Below are 23,231 nucleotides of genomic sequence, written 5' to 3'. Positions count from 1 at the left end.
GCCTGCGACTCCAAACCAGCGAAAAATACCCGAAACCGGACCAAAGTCCGGTGTCCGCATTTCGAGCCGTAAAAATACATCGGCCCATTGCGTCAATGACGATAATGGAGACGAAGGAGTAGTGCAGTTGAGTTCAGCGGCTTTCAGCAAGGCAAAGCAGACCCTCGCCGACATGTTCGGCGGAGTTTCCAGCGCACCACGACAGGGTTGGAACCTTGCCGCCCGAGATATTCGCATCGAGTATGTTCACACGAAGATGGGCCTGTTCTGGGCTTTTATCGAGCCCCTCGCAATCGCTGGCGTTTTCATCGCCCTGCGCAGCAGTGGGTCGCTGGAAGTCAGCGGGCTCAACATGCCGTTTTCCCTCTTTGCTGTCAGTGGCATCCTGATCTGGCAAACATTCTTCGACGGCATGATGATGTCCCTGACATCGCTTCAGCGCGCGAGTGGACTTATCGGCAATTATGCCATGCCGCCTGAAAGCCTGATAATGGCCATGGTGTTCAGATCCCTGTTCCTGCTCTGCATGCGTGTCCCAATCGTGCTCGGCCTCGCGGCCGCACAGGGATTGCTGGAATGGCAGAATGCGTTGCTGTTCATTGCCATGTCGCCAATCTGCGCCCTCGGCGGAGTCGCGGTAGGTCTGTTTTTTGCGCCATTTACGCTCGTTTCCGGCGACTTGAAGCTGGCCGTTGGCGTAATTGCCCGGCCGATGCTGTACCTCTCGGGCGCGGTCTTCCCGCTCACCGGAGGGCTCGCCATTTTCAAGCATGGCAATCCGGTTGCTCTGACAATTGAGGAATTGCGCTTTTGCCTGCTCTCGCCCAGCCTGTCCCACATCCTGCCGCTTTTTTATGTTGCCCTCGGCATCATGGCGCTCTTCTGCGTCAGCTGGTTCGCTTATCATCGTACCATGAGAGCTTATGTCTGACGTGAGTACGCAACGCCCCATCATCTCCGCCTCGCAGATCGGCCGTAGTTTTCCCAGACGGCGGCAGAACAATGTGTCGCGCAATTTCAACGACATATTGGGCAACATCTTCTGCCTCCCTCCAAAGCATGACCGCGATGAAGAAGAATTCTGGGCCCTGCGTGATGTGAGCCTGGATATTCGTCCCGGAGATGCCGTGGGCGTGATCGGCCGAAACGGCAGCGGGAAGACAACGCTCATGAAGCTGCTGTCCGGTCTTCTTGCGCCGACAAAGGGTCACGTCTCAATCAATGGCGAGATCCAGGCGCTGATCAATCTGGGGGCGGGATTCAATCAACGGCTAAGTGGTCGTGAAAACATTCTCAACGGCATGCGCATGCGCGGAATCAGTCCAAAGCGCAGTCCAGAGCTTGTGGAACAGATCATAGACTTTGCCGAGGTCGGCGCCTTTATTGATGGACCAGTGGAAACCTATAGCTCCGGCATGAAATCGCGGCTTGGTTTCGCCCTCTGCATATTTCTGCGACCCGATCTCATTGTGATCGATGAAGCCTTGTCTGTGGGAGACTTGGCCTTCCAGAACAAATGCAAGCTGCACTTGCAGACCATGAAACAGCAGGGAGTTGCCATGCTGCTGGTGTCACACTCGATGACCAGCATCCGGCAGTTCTGCGACCGTGCACTTTGGATTCATGCGGGCGAACTGCAGGCTGACGGTCCGGTTGACCAGGTGACGGCGCAATATCTAGAATTCATTGATCAGGAGATGTCGCGCAATGCAGAGCCGGCAGCGGCCCTGACCGAGGCCAGCCCCCCGATGCAGCACGCTCCTACACATCCTGCCCGGCCCCTTTCGGCAAAAATCGCGCAGCGTTGGAGCAATCTGACGCCGAAGGACAACAAGGTCATCGACGATCCCGACAAGAGCTTCCTGGCCCAGAACCCACAGCTTCAGTGGAAACGACCGACCATTTCCGAAAATCAGGTCGAAGAGCTTTATGGTGGGCACATAGAACCTACCGGCTTTCAAGATTTCCGCGCTGTCGTGCTTTCGGAGGGCCAGCCGACCAATGCGCTTCAGGTAAACAAGCCATTCGCCATTGAATTCGGCTTCACGCCACAACGACCGATCAACGACCTGAACGTCTCTCTCGTCTTCCACACAAAGGACGGCAAACGCCTTTCAACCATCTCCACCTTGAACGGTGATCTGTTGAAGCAGAATGGCGACAGCAGGGTCCTGTGTCGTGTGAATATTGCCGACATTCCATTTGCTGCCGGGTATTATGTTGTCACGATATCCATCCACGAAGGCAATGCATATCTGTGGCGCGACGCGATCCTTGAACTCAAAGTATCACCCAATCGCTTTATGGTGTGGAACCCGATCAGCATGCAGTATCAATACAATATCTTCAAAGTGTCGAGTTAACGCCCCAAATTGTACGGGCGGGTCAGATACACTGCCGCCATTCCTCATCGCAAATAGCCAAAGCGCCCGATTATGAAGAGACTGATTTCCACACTCTGCCGACTGCTGTTGAAAAGCAGCAGGTTCAGGCAACTCCTCCTTGCTGAAGTCAAACGCACGACATCTGCTGAGGAAAAATCCGATCTTTTGAGCGCGTTCGTCGATGATTCGCCGGAGCTCCTCGATGGCGTGGCCAGCCGACCCAGCATGCGCGATCGATTTCTTGCCCTGCCCTGGATACGGGAAAGGCTTGGGAGAGATGTCGAGTTCCTGATCAATTCAGTCTCGGCCGACAAGAACCGCAATGCGTTCTTCGCGGATGGCCGTATCCGGACCATTGCATCAAAGCAGAGTGGCATCCGCGACAAGTTTGGCAAGGATGTCCGTTTTCTTGTGCAATCGGCTTTATCCGCAGAAAATCGAAAAGCCTTCTTCGGAAATGGAGAAATTCAGGCCGCCGCAACCGCGACCACATCCATCCGTCGCACGCTTGGAAATGACGTTCGATTCCTCACCGAATTTGCCTTGAGCGAAGAGAACCAAAAAACCTTCTTCGGCAAGGAAGAAGTCCAAGCCGCAGCTACTGCGACCACGTCAATCCGAAGCGCGCTCGGAAACGATCTCCGTTTCCTCACCGAGTATGCGCTGAGCAAGGACAACCAAAAAGCCTTCTTTGGAAACGGAGAAGTCCAGGCCGCAGCTATTGCGACCACGTCAATCCGAAACGCGCTCGGAAACGATCTCCGCTTCCTCACCGAGTATGCTTTGAACAACGACAACCAAAAAGCTTTCTTTGGAAACGGAGAAGTCCAGGCCGCAGCTATTGCGACCACATCCATCCGTCGCACGCTTGGAAATGACGTTCGATTCCTCACCGAATTTGCCTTGAGCGAAGAGAACCGAAAAACCTTCTTCGGAAAGGAAGAAGTCCAGGCCGCAGCTATTGCGACCACGTCAATCCGAAACGCGCTCGGAAACGATCTCCGCTTCCTTATCGAGTACACTTTGAGTGAGACGAACCGGAAGACCTTCTTCGGAAATGGGGAAGTGCAGGCCGCGATTGGTGAACTTTCCTCCGTCCGGAATTCCATCCTAACCTCTCAACTCAATGAAAGAGAAGCAGTGGGCGTCCTGTCCGGCACCTGGCCCATGAAGCAGCGCCAATTGGACGGATTTTCGAAGTACCTGGACATGATTTCCAGACTGAAAGTGTATTACGGCGACAGCCCGGTCCTGAAAGATTTGGAGACAGCCTCCATTCCCGATGGTGGTTTTCCAAACGATATCGTACTGCGAGATTTCTTCACCGAACATTTGTGCCGCGGGCAGGAATTCCTGATGCGCGATTCAACGCTGACCTATGTTGACAAGCATGCGATCTGGACGTTGATCCATGAAATCCTCATGGATCAGGAATACTATTTCGATACCGATCAGAAGAAGCCCTACATTATCGACGCTGGCGCCAATTTCGGGATGTCGAGCGTCTACTTCAAGGAACTTTATCCGAATGCAGAGGTTCTGGCATTCGAGCCTGTTCCCTTCCTTCACGATCTGGCGTCGAAAAATGTCGCCCGCAACAAGTTGAGTGACGTAACAGTGTTGAAAAAAGGCTTGGCCGCGAAACCGGGCACCGCCACATTCTTCATGTCCGGAGACTACAGTATGGCAGGATCCCTCACCGAGCGGCGCAGGACATTTGGCGATGAAATTGAGGAGCTGACAATCGAAACAGTGCCTCTGGCTGATTATCTTAATCGCGAGGTGGACTTCCTGAAACTGGATATCGAAGGCGCTGAAGGGGAAGTCCTAATGGCCGCTGGGGATGCTCTCGCCAATGTCAGACAAATGTGCGTGGAATGGCATCTCGGCGCAAACCCGTCTGATATCGCCCTGGACGATGTTCTTTCGATCCTCACGCGCCTCGGCTTCCGGTACCAGATCGGAAAGTCTGGAAACTATGCCAAGCGCAGCCGCAGCAAACCCATGTCGCACTTGGGAGAGTTGGGAACTTTGAACTTCTGGGCAAAACGCGACACCTAGCCTGCCCGCCCGCGACGCAGTATCAACAAGATTGCCCGCTCTGTATCGCAACGACCAACTGGATTGGTCCCTGCCCTCACCTGAACCATCACGGAATTCGATTACATGCCCTCAGCCACAGATAGCAAAACCTACCTGGTCACCGGCAGCGCAGGGTTTATCGGATTTCATGTGGCAAACACGCTTCTCAAACGGGGCGTGCCAGTCGTTGGGTTCGACAATCTGAATGCGTATTACGATCCCGCCTTGAAACGGGCGCGTCTGAAAGAGCTGGAAAACACATCGGCAAAAGAAGGCGTTTCGTTCAACTTTGTCGAGGGAAATCTCGAGAACGCAGCAGAGCTGAACGCCTGCTTTGAGTCACATGACTTTCATCGCGTGATTCATCTGGCCGCTCAGGCTGGGGTGCGCCATTCGATCACCCATCCTGAAGAATACGTATCGTCAAATCTGGTCGGCTTTGCCAACATGCTGGAAGCTTGCCGAACAGCCAAAACGCCCCATCTGATCTACGCATCGACATCAAGCGCCTATGGCGCGAATACGACATCTCCCTACAGTGAATCTCACGGGGCGAACCATCCGCTACAACTCTATTCCGCCACCAAGAAGGCAAATGAGTTGATGGCACATGCCTACAGCCACCTGTATCGCCTACCCACCACAGGATTACGATTTTTTACCGTCTACGGACCATGGGGGCGGCCCGATATGGCGCTGTACCTGTTTACGGACGCGATCGTCCGCGGTGAGCCAATCAACATCTTCAACAATGGAGAGATGTCTCGCGATTTCACCTATGTCGATGACATCGTTGAGGGCGTCCTTCGAATTGCAGAAAAGGTCGCGGAGCCTGATCCGGACTGGGACGCGAGCGCGCCAGACCCGGCAACGTCAAATGCTCCGTACCGGATTTACAATATCGGCAACAACCAGCCCGTAAAACTGCTCGATTATGTGGAGGCTCTGGAAAACTCCCTGGGGCGCAAGGCCACACGCCACTTGATGCCGATGCAGCCGGGTGATGTGAAAAACACCTATGCCGATGTGACCAAGTTGACGGAAGCCGTCGGGTACCGGCCCTCCACATCCGTCAAGGATGGCATCGAAAGATTTGTCGCGTGGTACAAGGAATATCACGGTATCGATTGATCAGCCCTGATACACAAATCCCGTATCAGTGTCCTGCAGACTGCCGGCCTGTTCATCCTTCTGGGAGAGTTGCGGCACGGCGCCGTCCAGAGGCCATTCAATTCCAATTTCCGCATCATCATACCGAATAGAACGATCATTGTCCGGAGCATAGGGCGCCGTGACCTTGTAGATGACATGTACATCTGGCGTCAGCGTCAAGAATCCGTGCGCGAAGCCCTTCGGTACCAGGATTTGATTTCCCGCTTCCGCGGTCAATGTGGCCCCCGTCCACCGGCCGAAGTTCGGTGATCCCTTGCGGATATCCACGGCCACATCGAATACCGCACCGGTAACGACGCGCACAAGCTTGTCCTGGGCAAAGGGAGGGGTCTGGAAGTGGAGGCCTCGCAACACGTGCTTCTCTGCAGAGAAGGAGTGATTGTCCTGAATCCAGTCCAATTCAATTCCAGCGTCAACAAAACGTTGGTGATTGTAGGTCTCGCTGAAATAGCCACGGGCATCGCCATAGCGTGCCGGGACGATTTCCTTGACGCCATCAAGGCCAAGGTCACGCACATTCATCAATCACTGTCCTCAATTCTGGTTTGCAAGTGTACGCAGGTAAACGGCGTATTCTGTCTTGCCGAGCTGGTCTGCGGCATGAAGCAATTCTTCGCGCCCGAGATAGCCCTTTTCGAAAGCAATCTCCTCCGGACAGGCGATCTTGACGCCCTGCCGGTGCTCGATCGTACGCACAAAGCTGGATGCTTCATGCAGACTGTCATGTGTCCCAGTGTCCAACCAGGCATATCCCCTACCCAGCTGTTTCACTTTCAGCTTGTCCATTTCCAGATAGGCGCGGTTGACGTCGGTGATTTCGAGTTCACCTCGTTCGGACGGTTTCAAATCGCGTGCGATATCGACGACCTGTTCATCATAGAAATAGAGGCCGGTAATCGCCCAGTTCGACTTGGGCGCGCTCGGCTTTTCTTCCAGCGTCAACGCCTTAAAGTCTTTATCAAAGGACACCACACCATAGCGCTGCGGGTCCGCAACCTTGTAGGCAAAGATCGTCGCTCCGTCGGCCTGTGCAGCCGCCTGCGCACACATCAAGCCGAGATTGGCGCCATAGAATATGTTGTCCCCAAGGACCAGGGCTGACGGGCCGCCCTTCACAAAGTCCTCGCCGATGATAAACGCTTCGGCCAGACCGTTCGGCTGCTCCTGGACGGCAAACTCGATGTTGATTCCGAACATCGACCCATCTCCCAGCAGTCGTTTGAACTGGGACTGATCCTCGGGCGTCGTGATGATGAGAACGTCTCGAATACCGGCAAGCATGAGTACGCTCAGCGGGTAGTAGATCATCGGCTTGTCGTAAACCGGCATCAGTTGTTTTGAGACAGCCTTGGTCAACGGGAATAATCGAGACCCCGTCCCGCCTGCCAGAACGATGCCCTTCATCCGCCAACACTCCACATAGCAATTATCCGCTTGGTTTGGACCATCTCGGCGAGGCTGGTCAACCGCTAACTGAATTTAAGCTGCACTGCCATCGCCCGGCCGCGCGTCTTGCGTATACACATGCCGATTTTCATCGGGACTGGGCGAAGAAGATAAAAATTCGACGCCGAATGTGCAGCTGAAAAGTGTCTTCGCACGGGTCGAAAGCCTTATTGTGCAGGTTCGGCAATAATCGCGGAAACCGTCTCGGAAAGGCCAATATTCCAGTCAGGCATTTCAATTCCGAAAACACGGCGGGTCTCGGCCATATCAAGCCGCGCATTCAGGGGCCTTTGCGCCGGCGTGGGATAGTCCGCCGTCAAAATACCGTTCACATCGGCGACCGGACCGCCCAGCTCCTTGCTGACCTCGTAGATCCGCCGCGTCATGGATGCGCGATCGGTCTCTCCCGCCCCTGCAACGTGGTAAACACCCCAGTTATCAAAGCCAGGCTTGGCCGCGTGTTCAGCGATTGTGATCAGAGCCCGTGCGAGATCGGGCGCATGCGTTGGACAACCAACTTGATCACTCACAACACTCACTGCGTCGCGGGTCTGCGCCACCCTCAACATGGTCCGCACGAAATTTCCACCAAATCGCGAAAATATCCACGACACCCGCACAACCAGGGATCGCTCAGTCCCTTCGCGAACAGCCACCTCCCCCTGAAGCTTGGTCTTGCCATACACGCCCAACGGATTCGGTGTGTCATTTGGCGTGTAAGGACTATCCTTCGCGCCATCAAACACGCAGTCTGTCGACATGTGGATGAGCGGCACGCCACGCCGAGCGCACGCAACCGCCAAATAGCCCGGCCCTTCAGCATTCAGGGCATAGGCGCCGTCAGCATCTGCCTCGGCGCCATCGACTGCGGTAAATGCTCCCGTATTGATCACCGCCATGGGCTCATAACGGTCGAGCGCGCTGAGGTGCGAGTCTGCGTGCAGCAAATCCACGATCGGCCGCCCCGGACAAATGATCCGATCACCCCCTACCGAGACCAGCGCTTGCGCGACTTGCCCCGACTTTCCAACGACAAGAATGCGTGTCATGCCTTAACACCCAGCCTCTCGCCACTATAGTGCTTGTCTCGCAGGGGCCGCCACCAGGCCTCATGCGTCAAATACCAGTCAATTGTCTCTTCAAGACCAGCTTCGAAATCCTGCCTTGGGGTCCAGCCCAATTTCGTATCGATCTTGGACGCATCAATCGCATACCGGAAATCATGCCCCGGACGATCGGTTACAAATTCGATCAGATCTGCATGAGGAGCATTTTCCGGACGCCGGGCGTCCAGGATTCGGCAGACCTCGTGCACGATTTGCAGATTTGTCCGCTCGCTGCCCCCGCCAACACAGTAGACCTCACCAGGCACGCCATGTTCAGCCATCATCTTAAGGGCGCGGGCGTGATCTTGAACATGCAGCCAGTCGCGCACATTGGTTCCCGTGCCGTACACCGGAAGGGCTTTGCCTTCCAGAGCGTTCAGGACCATCAAGGGTATGAGTTTCTCGGGGAACTGGCGCGGTCCGTAATTGTTTGAACAATTCGAGACCACAACCGGCAGCCCATAAGTGCGCTGCCACGCCCTTGCCAGATGGTCAGACCCGGCCTTGCTGGCAGAATAAGGCGATGACGGATCATATGGCGTCGTCTCGCTGAAATGGCCTTCCGCGCCCAGAGAGCCGAACACCTCGTCAGTCGAAATATGTACGAAGCGAAATTGTTGCTTTGCCTCGTCAGGTAGGTCAGACCAATATGTCCGAGCCGCTTCGAGCATCGCATACGTACCCACAACATTGGTCGTGACGAATTCAGCAGGTCCATCAATCGAACGATCAACATGCGTCTCAGCGGCCAGATGAAAAACGACGTCTGGTTTGACCGACTGAACGATCTCCGTCATGCGCGCAACATCTCGAACATCAGCGTCTATGTGACGGAAACTGGCCTGAGAGCTCAATTCGTCAAGCGTGACCTGATTAGCCGCATAAGTCATGCAGTCCACAGCCACGACTTCGGCGTCGCTTTCCGACAATAGCAGGTGGCAAAGCGCAGATCCGATGAATCCGGCGCCACCCGTCACGACATATCGTTTCATTTAGCAAATCCTGTAATTTCGCAAAAAGGGATTGGGTTGCGACTCCGTATCAGAGCAAACTTCCCGACATGCCCGCAACCGAGAAAAAAAAACGGCGCCCTGTCGGCTTTTGCCAGTCGTTCAATTCCAGACATTACGCCCCTGTCATGGTCGCCCCGGCCCGCCTTCCGGGCTACACCAAGTCCGCTGTCACAGCAACCAATCGGCACATTATTCAGTCGCATTCGTTCACAATCCCTCATGCTGCGACTCCCCGCAGGCATGAGTGTGAAAACATTCGCAGAATTAGTCTGTAACCGCTCGTGACTTGCACCCATTATGGGTTGATCGTATTCGGCCAGCATCAGATCGCAGAACAGGCAGGTTCCTCGTGTCCATCCCCTTCATTGACCTTCAAGCACAGCGCAAGCGCATCGAAGCCGAAATCAATACGGCCATTCAGGGCGTGGTGGAAAGCGGGCGATACGTCCTTGGCCCCGAAGTCTCCGAGTTGGAAAACCAGCTTGCGGCCTGGTGTGGCGCTGCGCATTCCGTCAGCTGCGCCAATGGCACAGACGCCCTCGCGCTCGCGCTGATGGCGTGGGAACTGAAGCCCGGCGACGCCGTTTTCTGCCCATCCTTCACCTTCGTCGCGACGGCTCAAGTCGTGCCTTGGCTTGGTGCTGCGCCGGTCTTCGTCGACATTCTGCCAGAGACCTACAACATGGACCCGGCACATCTGCGCAAGCAGATTGAGGCCGTGAAAGCCGAGGGCAAGCTGACGCCGAAAGTCGTGATCGCCGTCGACCTGTTCGGGCAGCCCGCCAACTATCCCGAAATCAAGGCAATCTGCGACGAGTTCGGCCTGAAACTGATCGCTGACACGGCGCAGGGCTATGGCTGTACGCTGAACGGCAAGCACCCGTCCGACTGGGCCGATATTGCCACGACCAGCTTCTTCCCTGCCAAGCCGCTGGGCTGTTACGGCGATGGCGGCGCGATCATCACGAATGACGCCAAACTCGCCGAGCGGATCGAATCCCTGCGCGTCTATGGCAAGGTCACCCCGACCGATGCGGCCGAGCGCAATTTCCATCATGACCCGAAATACCTCTCCCTGCGCGTCGGCATGAACTCCCGCCTCGACACGATCCAGGCCGCAGTCCTGCTGGAGAAACTGAAAATCTTCGCTGACGAGATCGAGAAACGCCAGATCGTGGCAGATCGCTATGCCGCGGGCCTGACCGGCCATGTCAAACGCGTGCCGAGCGTCATTGAGGGCGGCAAGAGTGTCTGGGCGCAATATGTCATCGAGCATGAAAACCGCGACGGCCTTCAGGCGCATCTCTCGGCGCAGGGGATCCCCACCGCCGTCTACTATCCGGTGCCGATCCACGAGCAGGATTTCTGCGCCCGCTTCAAACCCGCGGACGGCACGCTGCCCGTCACGGAAGCAGCGAGCAAACACGTGATTGCGCTGCCGATGCACCCCTATCTGGAAGAGGCGGACCAGACACGCATCGTCGACGCGATCAGGGCTTTCAACGAATAAGCCGTCCGCGAAATCAGAACTCAGTACGGGTAACGCGCACTTCGCGCGTTGCCTTTTGATGTGCGCCATGTTAGCCGCGATACAAACATATAAAGGATCATTGATATGGCTGAAAACTACCGCGTCGCCGATATTTCCCTCGCCGAGTATGGTCGCAAGGAAATTGCCATCGCCGAGACAGAAATGCCGGGTCTGATGGCCGCGCGCGAAGAGTTTGGCCCGTCGCAGCCGCTGAAAGGCGCGAAGATCGCCGGCTCGCTGCACATGACCATTCAGACGGCCGTCCTGATCCAGACCCTCGAAGCGCTTGGCGCCGACGTTCAATGGGTGTCCTGCAACATCTATTCGACGCAGGACCATGCCGCTGCGGCGGTTGCGGCGAATGGCACGCCGGTCTTCGCCTATAAGGGCGAAACGCTGGAAGAGTATTGGGAATTCACCGACCGCATGTTCCACTGGCATGATGGCACCGGCGCCAATCTGATCCTGGATGATGGCGGCGACGCAACCATGTATCTGATCCTCGGCGAGCGTGCCGAATCCGATCCGGCCTTCCTAGAGAAGCCGGGCTCGGAAGAAGAGAAATTCCTCTTCGCGCAGATCAAGAAGCGTCTCGCCGCTTCGCCGGGCTGGTTCGCCAAGACCAAGGCAGCGATCCGCGGCGTGTCGGAAGAAACGACGACCGGCGTGAACCGTCTCTACCAGCTTGAGAAGAAGGGTGAGCTGCCCTTCCCCGCCATCAATGTGAACGACTCCGTCACCAAGTCGAAGTTCGACAACAAGTATGGCTGTAAGGAATCTCTGGTCGACGCGATCCGTCGCGGCACGGATGTGATGATGGCTGGCAAGAAAGCCTTCGTCGCCGGTTATGGCGATGTTGGCAAAGGCTCGGCTGCGTCACTGTCCGGTTCCGGCGCGCGCGTTGCCGTTTCCGAAGTTGACCCGATCTGCGCCCTTCAGGCCGCGATGGACGGCTATGAAGTCCTGACGGTCGATGAAGCCGCACCGAAATTCGACATCTTTGTCACCGCGACTGGCAACAAGGATATCCTGACCGTCGACCATATGCGCGCGATGAAGGATATGGCCATCGTCTGCAATATCGGACATTTCGACAATGAAATTCAGGTCGAAGGCCTGCGCAATTTCGAATGGACAAACATCAAGCCGCAAGTGGACATGATTACCTTCCCGGATGGCAAGCGGATCATCCTGCTGTCTGAAGGCCGCCTCGTGAACCTCGGCAATGCCACGGGTCACCCTTCCTTCGTGATGTCGGCATCCTTCACCAACCAGACGCTGGCGCAGATCGAACTGCATGTGCGCGGCGAGCAGTATGAGAACAAGGTCTATACGCTGCCCAAGCACCTCGACGAGAAAGTCGCCCTGCTTCATCTCGAAAAGCTTGGCGTTCAGCTGACAGAGCTTTCCGGCGAACAGGCTGACTATATCGGCGTTCAGACGACCGGTCCGTTCAAGCCTGAACACTACCGCTACTAGGGGAAACCTTCTTCCGTGGCACGTCCCTATATCCTCAAATTTGCCTGCCCCGACCGCGTTGGACTGGTCGCAGGGCTGGCAAAACTGATGGAGCGTCATGATTGCTTCATCGCCGCGTCGCGTACATTTGGGGATACGGAAACCAGCCGCTTCTTTGCACGACTGGTCTTCCACGGGACGACCGACGCCCTGCCGGCTGGACTTGAAGATGATTTGGCGGAAATGGCTCACGAGTTGGGTGCGGACTGGTCAGTCCATCCCGAAGGTGAGGCCGTACGGACACTGTTGATGGTGTCGAAATCAGAGCATTGCGCAAACACGCTCCTCTACGCGGCGCGGCGGGGTGAGTTGCCAATTGATGTCGTCGGCATCGTCTCCAATAATGAGACGCTCAAGGATGATTTTTCCCATTGGGGCTTACCCTGGTTCCATGTTCCGGTAACAAAGGAAACAAAACCGGACGCTGAGGCTCGACTGTTCAACATCGTTGAAGACACGCAAGCTGATCTCGTCGTACTCGCCAGATATATGCAGGTACTGAGTGATGAAGCCTGCCGTCGTCTCGAAAAGCGGTGCATCAATATCCATCACTCCTTCCTGCCGGGATTCAAGGGCGCACGCCCCTATCATCAGGCCCATGCCCGCGGCGTGAAAATGATCGGCGCGACGGCGCACTATGTGACAGCCGATCTGGATGAAGGGCCAATCATTACCCAGCTCACCGAAGCCATCGACCATACGTTCAGCCCGGCTGACATGATCGAGAGCGGACGGCATCTGGAGGGCAACGCCCTGCTTCGCGCGGTCAAGGCTCATGCAGAGCACCGCATCTTCATAAATTCCGGAAAGACGGTCGTTTTTGCCCGGTAAAAGAACACTGATAGAGAGCCAGACATGAAACTTGCCAGCCACGAATTTACCAGCGAGAGCGTTTCCGAAGGCCATCCGGACAAGGTGGCTGACCAGATTTCAGACGCAATTGTCGACCTGTTCCTGTCGCGCGATCCAACAGCGAAAGTCGCCGTCGAGACCCTTACGACGACCAATCGTGTCGTCCTTGCCGGTGAAGTGCGCACCAATAACGGCGCGGTCATCACGCATGACGAAATGAACCAGGCGGCGCGCGATGTGGTCAAACGGATCGGCTATGAGCAGGACGGCTTCCATTGGGAAAACATGGAAATCGCCAATCACGTCCACGGCCAGTCGGTTGAGATCGCGCAAGGTGTCGAAGCTGGACAAGGCCTCTATGCTGAGGAAGGTGCAGGCGACCAGGGCATCATGTTTGGCTATGCCACGAACGAGACCCCGGAACTGATGCCAGCCACACTGGTCTATTCGCACCAGATCCTTCAGCGCCTTGCGCAACTTCGCCATGATGGCACACACCCCGAGCTCGAGCCTGATGCAAAAAGCCAGGTTACGCTGCAGTATGAAGGGTCAAAGCCTGTCGGTGTAAACGCGCTTGTCGTATCCCATCAGCACAAGGATAGCGCCACGCTGGAACAATTGCGTGAAATCGTCCGCCCCGTGATCAAAGACATCCTTCCCGATGGTTGGTTTCCAGACGAAGACAAGTTTTTCGTGAACCCCACCGGACGCTTTGTCATTGGCGGACCTGATGGCGACGCCGGCCTGACCGGCCGCAAGATCATTGTTGACACGTATGGTGGCGCTGCGCCCCATGGCGGCGGTGCATTCTCCGGCAAGGACCCGTCCAAAGTGGACCGGTCGGCCGCGTACGCCACGCGCTACCTTGCCAAGAACATTGTGGCCGCTGGCCTCGCTGATCGCTGTACCATTCAGGTCAGCTATGCGATCGGTGTGGCGCAGCCGCTCTCAATCTATGTGGACACGCATGATACGGGCAATGCAGACGAGGACCGTATCGCCGCGGCGCTGCGCGAATTGTTCGACCTGTCGCCCAAAGGCATTCGCACGCACCTCAAGCTGAATCAGGCGATCTACGGCCCGTCCGCGGCCTACGGGCATTTCGGCCGGACCCCGACCGAAAATGGTGGGTTCAGCTGGGAAAAGACAGACCTTGTAGATGAATTGAAGCGCCTCGCGAATTAGCGCCGCCTCAATACGCGACAGTGATTTTGTCAATGAATGCCACAGTCTTGCCGTGGCATTCTATTTTGACTCGCTGGGGCAATGGCTTCCGCGACTGCTGGTAAGCTGCCGTTCCGGGAACGGACGGCCCACCTTCCGTGAGGTTGAGGATCAGCAAGCCCTCATCCTCAGTCGGAACAGAGCCAAGCCGCCAGGACTGCTCATCCGCAACACGGACAACAACGTGCAATTTGCCCCCGGACTGACCCGGGCCCGGCATACGATTGATCCATGCCGACGTGTCCGTGATTTCCGGGCACGCGGTTTCGCCAAACGGCAACCAGGCGCATCCGGTCAGGATGAACCCACTCGCGACTGCCAGCAATGACCTGCGGCCTACCATGGGGTCGACAGCCGCATCCACAGCGCCTCCTGGTCTTCGGCACCGCTGATATGGTTGGGCGACGTGGAGACCACAGCTGCGGCCTCGCCAGACCATGTGTCGGTCAGTCCGAATGTGTAGCGCGTTTCAAAATCGATTTGCCGACCGCTGGGGGTCAATTCAGCCTGCACCAGATCCCGGATCAATTGACTGTTCATATCCACACCAATCGGCGCATCGAGGTTCAAGAAACCTGTCTCGGCTCGCCGCGGCTGAGCCATGATGAAGTGCAACCGCCCCTCACCCAGTGATCGGTCTGCGCCCACCGACCAGCGGCTCGTCCAGATGCCTTCCACATCAACACCTGGCAGGTCGACGCTCGCCATTTCCATTCCTGAAGACAGGACCCAGTCGGAACCTACGAACCATGCTCCCTCCAGCGAATATGCCGTCATCTCGGTCTGGTCTTGCGCGCCGAAGCGCTCCTGCAGTGTTCCACCGAGCGCCGTATCTTCATCCGAAATGAAGGATGCGCCCGCACGAACTGACCAATCCTGGGCATCGCGGCCGAACATGAAGCCGGACTGACTGCGACCGCCCTGCTCGGCAGAGAATATGTCCATGACGAGGTCATCCGTCACGGCATGACTGAATTTCGCCCATGCGCCGCCGGTCGAAAAAGCGTTCCCGACACCGGGTTCGTTGAGCAGGGAGATATCTGGCGCCAGATGCGTCAATGATCCACCTCGTCCCAATTCCACCTGGCTCTCGCCGAAACTGTAGCGCATCTGGAATGTTGATTGCGGGTCTTCCTGATAAGGGGCGGTCGGATCATCCTGCAACCGCGCTTGGGACCAGCTGAACGACATGTTTCCAGCATTAACGGCATAGGATTCGCCCGCCGCCCAATCAGCGCGGGTTTCAAAATTCACCAGGCGTGAGCCGAGCACATCTGACGGCAGGGTCGCAGCAATGGCATCGGCATTCAGGCGGAAACCGCGTTGGTACTGGTCCTGAAAGACGAGGCTGTTGAACGCGCCGGAATTGGTGGCCCAATCCCCAAACGCGCCACCGCTGGGCGCTAGCGCGTCGGTAAAGCTGACTTTCTCGAGACCGAAGTCCAGATTCTGCTGGCCTTGTGGGCGGAATGCTTCTTCGAGGTTCAAGAGGCCCACACCGGAAACGCTGTCAGTACCAGCACCCGCGACCTCACCCGTGATCAGGTCGGGTGATGTGTCTACATAGTCTGTCGCGGTATCCAGCAGGATCTGGAGAGCGACTTCAGGTTGGGACTGCAAGTTCGGGAACGCGTCCAGCAAGAGCGCCAATGCGCCGGCAACATAGGGGGCTGCAAATGACGTCCCCGAAATGCGATAATAGTCTCCATCACTGTCGGCATCATTCGTCGGGTCGCCCGGGAATGCAACATCATCGTCCGGGCCAGTCGAGATTACGTCCTCACCGGGTGCGAGCAGGTAGAAGTTCTGCGCCGCACTGCCTGCCCTGTTCGAGAAGTCCGACAGAATGCCATTCGGGTCGACCGCGCCCACGGCGACAACCCGCCCGAGTGAAGATGTTTCACCTGCGATGTACGCAGGCTCGGTTGGGCGTTCCCCGACCGCCTCGGTGTCATTGCCATCTTCATCTGTCCCTGCCGGTTCAGCTTCATTGCCGGAAGAGATGACGACCAGCACACCCGCCGCGGCCGCAGCGCGGACGGCGTTCTCCAGTCGCGGATCATTGTCGATCTCGCCACCGAGAGACATGTTGATGATCGAAGCACCCTGAGCCACGGCGTATTCGATCGCACGGACCAGCGTATCGTCGTTGTAGACGCAACCTTCATCTTCCCCGGTGCGCGCACAGCTGCCGGGCGAGTCAGCCCGAATATCGATTATGGAAGCCTCATACGCGGCACCTTGAATGCCGTTCGGCGTGTTATCGTCCAACACGCTGCTGAAATCGTCCTGCCGACGCGCAGCGATGACGCCCGTAACCAGTGTGCCGTGGCCTTCGGTGTCGATATCGCCATCCTGACGAGTGATGGTGACCCGGTCTCCAGCAGCGTTGAAGCCAGCACAGGCAGTGTCCGCACAGACATCGAACATCTGCACAACAGCCCCTTGGAGATCGGGATGATCAGAATCAGTCCCCGTATCGATGACCGCCACAGTCTGACCCTGGCCTGTCGCGCCAAGTGCATAGGCTGCTGACGCACCGATAATGGGCAGGCCTACTGTGGCATTGTACTCGCGCGTTTCGAACTGTTCCCGCTCTGCGATCGTGTCAGGAAACGGATTCGAGGGCGGCGGCGGTGGAGGCGGCGGCGGTGGAGGGGGCATCGGCGTGACAGCGGAGCTGCCGCCGCCTCCTCCGCCGCCTGCGCAGGCCCCCAGCACAATGGCCGACGCACCCAGCATGGCAGCCGCCAGCATGGACCGCGGAATGGGCTTCACCGATTTTATGTTGCGATACCGGATCATGAAGATTCCTCCCATAGCGGCATCCAACTCGTCCTGCGGCCGGTGCCTTCCAAGCAATATTCCACCCCAAAGATAACCAAGGGGCAAACACTTCGCTCAGCTTGTCAGGAAAATTCGACACGTTCTTGCGAGAAGTAGAACAGCGAGCGCGTCTCCTCATCAATTGTGTCATTGTGCGCTTCCAGCAATTTGTGCATGGCGTTTTTGCGATCCTTGAGCGCGTGATCGAAATCACCCTCGATCATGCGGTCAACACCGGTCCGAACCATCGCATCGCGCACTTCCATATACAGCGTCAGCGATCCGCCGAGAAACATGGACTCATAGGCAATCTTGCTGGCGATTTTGTCATGGATGTCAGAATACTGGAATTGCCGCTCCATCACCGATTTGCGCTTGCAGATGAAATCAATCTCGTGCCGGTGCTCTGGATGACGCAAGTAGAAATTCTTCAGCGCGGTCATCTCCGTGTCGATCCGGGCCTGCACATCTTCCGGCAGGGATTCACTGAGAATGATGATGATATCGATATCCGAGCCCTTCACCATCTCCCCGCTCGCGACGTGTTCCCGTGGCTCATTGTGCGCGAGATAGTAGGCGAGATCGCCCGCGATAAATGCGCAGAGTTGGCTGCGAATGTCGCGTCCCAGAGTGACGAATACCTGCTTCATCACGGCTTGGGCCACCGACAGCTTTTCGCGGCTGATCTCCCGATGCATGTTCGACAGGGTGCCCTGCCGCTCGATCATCTTGTCGCGCTGGCCCGGCAAGCCGAACAAGGTGAAGGACAGGAAATCTCGCAGGATCGAAGGGCTCAGCCGCACCTGATCGTCGCGCGTGATATCAAATCGCAAATAGTAGCTGGCGAAATGGGACACGTGCAGCTTGCGGCTCTGATAGCAGGCTTGCCACAAGGCCAGATGTGGAACGCCATAAAGATCGTCAGCCAGCTCTTTGCCGAGCCGGGGTCCCTTCTCCGCCAGGACCGTCTCGATCCGGGCTTCAATTTCTTTCAAATCATAGGTCGGCACGCACGAATCTCCCACATTCTGCATGAGTAAGGCAGGCCAGGAAGACGCTGTCCAGCAAGGTCAGGTGGTCACGATCCGCATTTGATACGATCAGGCGCGTCTCATCACTCAACGGTCACTGACTTGGCGAGGTTGCGTGGCTGGTCGACATCAGTCCCTTTGGCAACAGCCACATGATAGGCCAGCAATTGCAACGGCACGGCGGCCAGCACTGGCAGGCTGATATCATCACCATCCGGCAAGCAAATCACATGATCAGCCCGGTTACCGGCAGCTTTGATGCCGGCTTTATCCGAAATGAGGATGACACGCGCGCCACGTGCGCGGATTTCCTCGACATTTGAAATGGTCTTCTCGAACAGATCGTCTTTTGGCGCGATCACAACGACCGGAAGGTCTTTTTCGATCAGCGCGATGGGGCCATGCTTCAACTCGCCGGCAGCGTAGCCTTCGGCGTGAATATAGGACACTTCCTTCAGCTTGAGTGCGCCTTCCAGCGCCAGTGGAAAGTACCGCCCCCGCCCAAGAAACAAGACATCCCGGCAAGGGGCCAACGTCTTTGCGATCTCGCGAATATCATCTTGTGCCTCAAGTGCCTGGGTCACCTTGCGTGGCAACGCCATCAGACTTTTGACCGCCATTACCTCATCACCAGGCAAAAGATGCCCCCGAGCCTTGGCCGCATTAAGGGCGAGCACAGCCAGAACAGACAATTGCGCGGTGAAAGCCTTCGTGGAGGCTACGCCAATCTCTGGCCCGGCATAGGTTGGCACGATCGCGGCCGCTTCACGGGCAATCGAGCTTTCCGGCACGTTCACCACGGCCACGGCTGGCGTGCCGTTCTGACGACAGTACCGCAGGGCCGCCAATGTATCTGCTGTCTCTCCGGATTGGCTGACAAACATTGCTGGACCGGTCCGAGGCAGCACAGGTTCACGATAGCGGAATTCAGACGCGATATCGGTCTCGAACGCCAGTTTGGCTTTCTGTTCAAACCAGTATTTCGCTGTATGGGCGGCATAATACGCTGTGCCACAGGCAATCGCCACAGCCCGATCAGCCTTGGCGAACATCGTATCGGCCACGTCGCTCAGATTGAGCGTCTGCGTTGCCTGGTCGATATAGGGCAGGATCGAGCGCGCGAGAGATTCCGGTTGTTCGTGAATTTCCTTCAGCATGAAATGATCATACTCACCACGCTCAATCAGGCCTTCGTTCACAGCGGATTTCACGCGGGGACGGTTTACGCGGTCACCATTTGCGTTGCGCACATCATGGCTGGTGGGCGTCAAGACGACCCAATCGCCTTCCTCCAGATACGTCACGTCGCGCGTGAGAGGCGCCAGCGCGATGGCGTCTGAGCCAAGAAACATTTCGCCCTGCCCGTATCCGAGCACCAGCGGGCTGCCCTTGCGCGCACCCATCAGCAAGTCCGTCTTGCCGGAAAAGATGGCAGCGATGGCGAAAGCGCCCGATAGTTTCTTGAGTGCGGCCTCGAATGCATCAACCGCGTCCATGCCTTCGGCCATGTTCTGATCGATCAGCTGTGCGATGACTTCACTGTCCGTCTCGGATTCGAATGTCCGTCCGCGAGCCTGCAGATCTTCACGCAGCTCGCGGAAGTTTTCGATGATGCCATTGTGCACAATCGCGACCTTGCCCGACATGTGGGGATGAGCGTTGGTCTCGTTCGGCTTACCATGCGTGGCCCAGCGCGTATGGGCGATGCCAGTCGGGCCATCTACCGGTGCGTCATCCATAAGGGCTTCCAGATTGACGATCTTGCCCTTGGCGCGGCGCCGCTCAATCGCATCTCCGGCCAGCACAGCTATGCCGGCGCTGTCATAGCCACGATACTCCAAACGCTTCAGGCCATCGACGAGACGCCCGGCAACGGTTTCCGTACCTGTGATCGCAACAATTCCGCACATACTCTACCTCCATTCGGGTAAAGCGTATTTAGACCGCCTGAATCCGCCAGGATAATGACACTTTGTGTAGGAATGCGACAACAGACGGGCAAAACCGTCTCATGGCGGGCATATTGCATGCTTTAGCTCTGCTGAACGATCAAATTATGGATGTCACACACATTCGGGTCTATCGCCCACGCAAGCCCGCTATATCTGGGATATCAAGAACTTACATATACCGATGATGCTTGAAGGACTGTACGCGTTTTGAAAAACCTCACCCACCTCGACAGGCTGGAGGCTGAAAGCCTGCACATCATCCGCGAAGTGGCCGCCGAGTGCGAAAATCCGGTCATGCTCTATTCCGTTGGGAAGGATTCGGCGGTGATGCTGCATCTTGCGATGAAGGCGTTCTATCCTTCGCGCCCTCCCTTCCCGCTGATGCACGTCGATACAACCTGGAAATTCCGGGAAATGATTGAGTTCCGCGACCGGAAAGCCAAGGAGCTGGGCTTCGATCTTCTGGTACATGTGAACGAAGATGGCGTCCGCGATGGCGTCGGACCGTTCAGCCACGGATCAGCTGTGCACACAGATGTGATGAAAACGCTCGCCCTGAAACAGGCGCTCGACAAGTACAAGTTCGATGCAGCCTTTGGCGGTGCCCGACGCGACGAAGAAAAATCCCGCGCCAAGGAACGCATTTTCTCCTTTCGCTCAGCCGAGCACCGGTGGGACCCGAAACGCCAGCGGCCAGAGCCGTGGAACGTTTACAATACCCGCATCAATCAGGGCGAAAGCGTTCGAGTCTTCCCGCTGTCCAACTGGACCGAACTGGACATCTGGCAGTATATACGCCGCGAAAACATCGAGATTGTCCCGCTCTACTTTGCTGCCCCGCGTCCCGTCGTGAACTGGAATGGTGTGGACATCATGGTTGATGATGACCGAATGCCGGAAGAATTGCGCAGCACGGCGGTCACCAAATCCGTCCGCTTCCGTACACTTGGCTGCTACCCGCTGACCGGCGCGGTCGAAAGCACAGCCGCAACCCTCGAAGACATCATCCAGGAAATGCTCCTGACCACCACATCCGAACGCCAGGGCCGCGTTATCGACGCCGACCAGTCCGGATCCATGGAAAAGAAAAAACAGGAAGGCTATTTCTGATGCGCCTCAATGACGACCTGATTGAATCAGATATCGCCGCCTATCTGGAGAAGCATGAGCATAAATCCCTGCTTCGCTTCATCACCTGTGGATCCGTGGATGATGGCAAGTCGACGCTGATCGGCCGCCTGCTCTATGACGCAAAGATGATCTTCGAGGACCAGCTGGCCTCCCTCGAAAGCGACTCCAAGAAAGTCGGAACTCAGGGCGAGAATATCGACTTTGCCCTGCTCGTTGACGGACTGACCGCTGAACGGGAGCAAGGCATCACGATCGACGTGGCCTATCGCTTTTTCGCCACCGACAAGCGCAAGTTCATCGTCGCCGATACGCCAGGACATGAGCAGTATACGCGCAATATGGCGACCGGCGCATCAACCGCAGATGTCGCCATCCTGATGGTGGATGCGCGCAAGGGCATCTTGACGCAAACACGGCGCCACAGCTTCATCACATCCCTGCTGGGCATTCGCAAAGTCGTGCTGGCCATCAACAAAATGGACCTGATCAATTACAGCCAACAGGCCTATGACGACATCGTAGACGATTTCTACGCCTTCGCAGACGAGTTGGCGACGGATTTGGAAATCCAGCCAATCCCGATGTCTGCCCTCGAGGGCGTGAATATTACAAGCAAATCGAATGAAACAGACTGGTATGATGGCCCCAGCCTGATGGATTATCTGGAGACCGTGCCGGTTGGCGATCGCCGCCTGAACACGCCTTTCCGTATGCCTGTCCAATGGGTCAATCGACCCAACCTCGACTTCCGGGGTTTCTCCGGACAGATTGCTGCGGGCTCGATCCAACCTGGTGACCGCGTCAAATCCATGCCGTCCGGGAAGCAGTCGACCGTCCAGAGAATTGTCACGGCGACGGGTGACCTTGAGCAGGCAATCGCCGGACAATCCGTTACGATCACACTGGATGACGAAATCGACTGTTCGCGCGGCGACGTTCTCGTTTCAGCCGAAGACCCGTCCGAAGTGTCTGACCAATTCCAGGCTCGCCTGCTTTGGATGAGCGAAACGCCACTTCTGCCCGGTCGCCGCTACCTGCTGAAGATGGGAGCGAAGACTGTCGCGGCCACGGTCAATGCGCCGAAATATGGCATTGATGTCAACACACTGAACGATGTTCCTGCGAAGACGCTGGAGCTTAACCAGATTGGCGTTACAACCCTGTCGCTTGACCAAGCCATTCCTTATGATCCGTATGATGTCAATCGTGAGATGGGTGGCTTCATTCTGATCGACCGCATGACGAATGACACGGTTGGGCTCGGCCTCGTCGATTTCGCACTCCGCCGCGCCTCAAACATTCACTGGCAAGCCATGGATGTTGATCGGTCTGCCTTGGCGGAGCAGAAAGGCCAGAAGCCAGCCGTGCTCTGGTTTACCGGCCTGTCAGGATCCGGCAAGTCGACCATCGCCAACGCCCTGCAGAAACTGTTGTTTGCCCAAGGCAAGCACACTTTCACGCTGGACGGGGACAATGTCCGTCACGGCCTGAACCGCGATCTCGGATTTACCGATGCTGACCGCGTCGAGAATATTCGCCGCGTCGCCAATGTCGCACGCCTGATGTCCGACGCCGGATTGATCACACTGGTCTCGTTCATCTCGCCGTTCCGGTCTGAGCGTCAAATGGCGCGCAATCTGATGGCTGATGGCGAGTTTATTGAAGTCTATGTCGACACACCACTCAGCGTCGCAGAGGACCGGGACGTGAAGGGCCTCTACAAGAAAGCCCGCGCTGGAGAGATCAAGAACTTCACCGGCATCGATAGTCCGTACGAGCCACCTCAGGCGCCTGAACTGCGCATCGACACGGTGAACAATTCTCCGGAAGAAGCCGCTGAAGTCATCCTTGGTTTCATGCGCGAAAAGGGTCTGCTGAACGGCGGGTGATCCAGTATTGATGGCGCCGCGCCCACCTGACCGGGCACGGTGCCGATCATAGCCTCCTTCCCCAACGTACCGG

The 23,231-nt window shown here is 56.7% G+C and carries 18 protein-coding genes; 10 read left to right on the top strand and 8 right to left on the bottom strand.

Translation table 11 applies throughout. From position 1 onward, the window contains the following. Window positions 1–127 precede the first annotated feature (127 nt). The 4 genes from B2P82_RS06635 to B2P82_RS06620 all read left to right on the top strand — a co-directional run bounded on the left by B2P82_RS06635 (window position 128) and on the right by B2P82_RS06620 (window position 5,597). The gene (locus tag B2P82_RS06635; protein ID WP_290495944.1) at window positions 128–931 is read left to right on the top strand and encodes an ABC transporter permease; all 804 of its coding nucleotides are present in this window, start codon (window positions 128–130) and stop codon (window positions 929–931) included. After that, entirely contained in the window at window positions 924–2,363 is a 1,440-nt protein-coding gene (locus B2P82_RS06630) for an ABC transporter ATP-binding protein (RefSeq protein ID WP_290495943.1), read from the top strand. The genes B2P82_RS06635 and B2P82_RS06630 overlap by 8 nt, the downstream gene beginning before the upstream one ends. A 72-nt stretch (window positions 2,364–2,435) precedes the next feature. Further along, complete coding sequence (locus B2P82_RS06625; protein WP_290495942.1) at window positions 2,436–4,445, top strand: FkbM family methyltransferase; 2,010 nt, start codon at window positions 2,436–2,438, stop codon at window positions 4,443–4,445. A 105-nt stretch (window positions 4,446–4,550) separates the two neighbouring features. After that, complete coding sequence (locus B2P82_RS06620; RefSeq protein ID WP_290495940.1) at window positions 4,551–5,597, top strand: NAD-dependent epimerase; 1,047 nt, start codon at window positions 4,551–4,553, stop codon at window positions 5,595–5,597. Here B2P82_RS06620 and rfbC read toward each other — a convergent pair whose 3' ends face one another. From rfbC to rfbB, 4 genes are all read right to left on the bottom strand, one after another. Continuing rightward, window positions 5,598–6,161 (bottom strand): dTDP-4-dehydrorhamnose 3,5-epimerase, encoded by a 564-nt coding sequence (rfbC, locus tag B2P82_RS06615; RefSeq protein WP_290495938.1) that lies wholly within the window; start codon window positions 6,159–6,161, stop codon window positions 5,598–5,600. Window positions 6,162–6,173: 12 nt separating this feature from the next. Beyond that, window positions 6,174–7,043, bottom strand: coding sequence for a glucose-1-phosphate thymidylyltransferase RfbA (gene rfbA / locus B2P82_RS06610; RefSeq protein ID WP_206991145.1), 870 nt, complete (start codon window positions 7,041–7,043; stop codon window positions 6,174–6,176). Between the two features lie 209 nt (window positions 7,044–7,252). Next, window positions 7,253–8,134, bottom strand: a complete 882-nt coding sequence (gene rfbD, locus B2P82_RS06605; RefSeq protein WP_290495936.1) for a dTDP-4-dehydrorhamnose reductase — start codon at window positions 8,132–8,134, stop codon at window positions 7,253–7,255. Then, complete coding sequence (rfbB, locus tag B2P82_RS06600; protein WP_290495934.1) at window positions 8,131–9,183, bottom strand: dTDP-glucose 4,6-dehydratase; 1,053 nt, start codon at window positions 9,181–9,183, stop codon at window positions 8,131–8,133. The genes rfbD and rfbB overlap by 4 nt, the downstream gene beginning before the upstream one ends. Window positions 9,184–9,553: 370 nt before the next feature. On the opposite strand from rfbB, the gene B2P82_RS06595 reads away from it, so the two are divergent. The 4 genes from B2P82_RS06595 (at window position 9,554) to metK (ending at window position 14,290) form a co-directional block, all read left to right on the top strand. After that, window positions 9,554–10,714 carry a DegT/DnrJ/EryC1/StrS family aminotransferase gene (locus B2P82_RS06595; protein WP_290495932.1) on the top strand — a complete coding sequence of 387 codons (1,161 nt, stop codon included), beginning with the start codon at window positions 9,554–9,556 and terminating at the stop codon, window positions 10,712–10,714. 105 nt (window positions 10,715–10,819) lie between these two features. Continuing rightward, a complete protein-coding gene (ahcY, locus tag B2P82_RS06590; RefSeq protein WP_290495930.1) occupies window positions 10,820–12,214 on the top strand; it encodes an adenosylhomocysteinase in 1,395 nt (464 codons plus the stop codon). 15 nt (window positions 12,215–12,229) lie between these two features. After that, a complete protein-coding gene (locus B2P82_RS06585; RefSeq protein WP_290495928.1) occupies window positions 12,230–13,084 on the top strand; it encodes a formyltetrahydrofolate deformylase in 855 nt (284 codons plus the stop codon). 24 nt (window positions 13,085–13,108) lie between these two features. Next, the gene (gene metK / locus B2P82_RS06580) at window positions 13,109–14,290 is read left to right on the top strand and encodes a methionine adenosyltransferase (protein WP_290479816.1); all 1,182 of its coding nucleotides are present in this window, start codon (window positions 13,109–13,111) and stop codon (window positions 14,288–14,290) included. 7 nt (window positions 14,291–14,297) lie between these two features. Here metK and B2P82_RS06575 read toward each other — a convergent pair whose 3' ends face one another. The 4 genes from B2P82_RS06575 to glmS form a co-directional block, all read right to left on the bottom strand. Next, window positions 14,298–14,693: a hypothetical protein gene (locus B2P82_RS06575; protein ID WP_156947777.1), complete on the bottom strand. Its 396-nt coding sequence runs from the start codon at window positions 14,691–14,693 to the stop codon at window positions 14,298–14,300. Next, window positions 14,666–17,134, bottom strand: a complete 2,469-nt coding sequence (locus tag B2P82_RS06570) for a S8 family peptidase (RefSeq protein WP_290495926.1) — start codon at window positions 17,132–17,134, stop codon at window positions 14,666–14,668. Before B2P82_RS06570 ends, B2P82_RS06575 begins: the two co-directional genes overlap by 28 nt. Before the next feature lie 104 nt (window positions 17,135–17,238). Beyond that, a complete protein-coding gene (locus B2P82_RS06565; RefSeq protein WP_290479819.1) occupies window positions 17,239–18,165 on the bottom strand; it encodes a hypothetical protein in 927 nt (308 codons plus the stop codon). A 104-nt stretch (window positions 18,166–18,269) separates the two neighbouring features. Then, the gene (gene glmS / locus B2P82_RS06560; protein WP_290495924.1) at window positions 18,270–20,096 is read right to left on the bottom strand and encodes a glutamine--fructose-6-phosphate transaminase (isomerizing); all 1,827 of its coding nucleotides are present in this window, start codon (window positions 20,094–20,096) and stop codon (window positions 18,270–18,272) included. Window positions 20,097–20,345: 249 nt separating this feature from the next. Between glmS and cysD the strand changes: the two genes are divergently transcribed. Both cysD and cysN read left to right on the top strand, forming a co-directional pair. Next, complete coding sequence (gene cysD / locus B2P82_RS06555) at window positions 20,346–21,248, top strand: sulfate adenylyltransferase subunit CysD (RefSeq protein ID WP_034810883.1); 903 nt, start codon at window positions 20,346–20,348, stop codon at window positions 21,246–21,248. Continuing rightward, the gene (gene cysN, locus B2P82_RS06550; protein WP_290495922.1) at window positions 21,248–23,158 is read left to right on the top strand and encodes a sulfate adenylyltransferase subunit CysN; all 1,911 of its coding nucleotides are present in this window, start codon (window positions 21,248–21,250) and stop codon (window positions 23,156–23,158) included. Before cysD ends, cysN begins: the two co-directional genes overlap by 1 nt. The last annotated feature ends 73 nt before the right edge of the window (window positions 23,159–23,231 follow it).

The organism is Hyphomonas sp. UBA4494 (assembly GCF_002388935.1).
Classification (GTDB): domain Bacteria; phylum Pseudomonadota; class Alphaproteobacteria; order Caulobacterales; family Hyphomonadaceae; genus Hyphomonas.
The sequence above is the reverse complement of the archived record's forward strand: the minus strand, read 5'-3'. Positions and strand labels throughout refer to the sequence as shown.

What these genes read in the sequence shown, in the direction of transcription:
- B2P82_RS06630 (WP_290495943.1), top strand. Translation starts at nt 924, where the DNA reads ATGTCTGACGTGAGTACGCAACGCCCCATCATCTCCGCCTCGCAGATC.
- B2P82_RS06625 (WP_290495942.1), top strand. Translation starts at nt 2,436, where the DNA reads ATGAAGAGACTGATTTCCACACTCTGCCGACTGCTGTTGAAAAGCAGC.
- B2P82_RS06620 (WP_290495940.1), top strand. Translation starts at nt 4,551, where the DNA reads ATGCCCTCAGCCACAGATAGCAAAACCTACCTGGTCACCGGCAGCGCA.
- rfbC (WP_290495938.1), bottom strand. Translation starts at nt 6,161, where the DNA reads ATGAATGTGCGTGACCTTGGCCTTGATGGCGTCAAGGAAATCGTCCCG.
- rfbA (WP_206991145.1), bottom strand. Translation starts at nt 7,043, where the DNA reads ATGAAGGGCATCGTTCTGGCAGGCGGGACGGGGTCTCGATTATTCCCG.
- rfbD (WP_290495936.1), bottom strand. Translation starts at nt 8,134, where the DNA reads ATGACACGCATTCTTGTCGTTGGAAAGTCGGGGCAAGTCGCGCAAGCG.
- rfbB (WP_290495934.1), bottom strand. Translation starts at nt 9,183, where the DNA reads ATGAAACGATATGTCGTGACGGGTGGCGCCGGATTCATCGGATCTGCG.
- ahcY (WP_290495930.1), top strand. Translation starts at nt 10,820, where the DNA reads ATGGCTGAAAACTACCGCGTCGCCGATATTTCCCTCGCCGAGTATGGT.
- metK (WP_290479816.1), top strand. Translation starts at nt 13,109, where the DNA reads ATGAAACTTGCCAGCCACGAATTTACCAGCGAGAGCGTTTCCGAAGGC.
- B2P82_RS06570 (WP_290495926.1), bottom strand. Translation starts at nt 17,134, where the DNA reads ATGATCCGGTATCGCAACATAAAATCGGTGAAGCCCATTCCGCGGTCC.
- glmS (WP_290495924.1), bottom strand. Translation starts at nt 20,096, where the DNA reads ATGTGCGGAATTGTTGCGATCACAGGTACGGAAACCGTTGCCGGGCGT.
- cysN (WP_290495922.1), top strand. Translation starts at nt 21,248, where the DNA reads ATGCGCCTCAATGACGACCTGATTGAATCAGATATCGCCGCCTATCTG.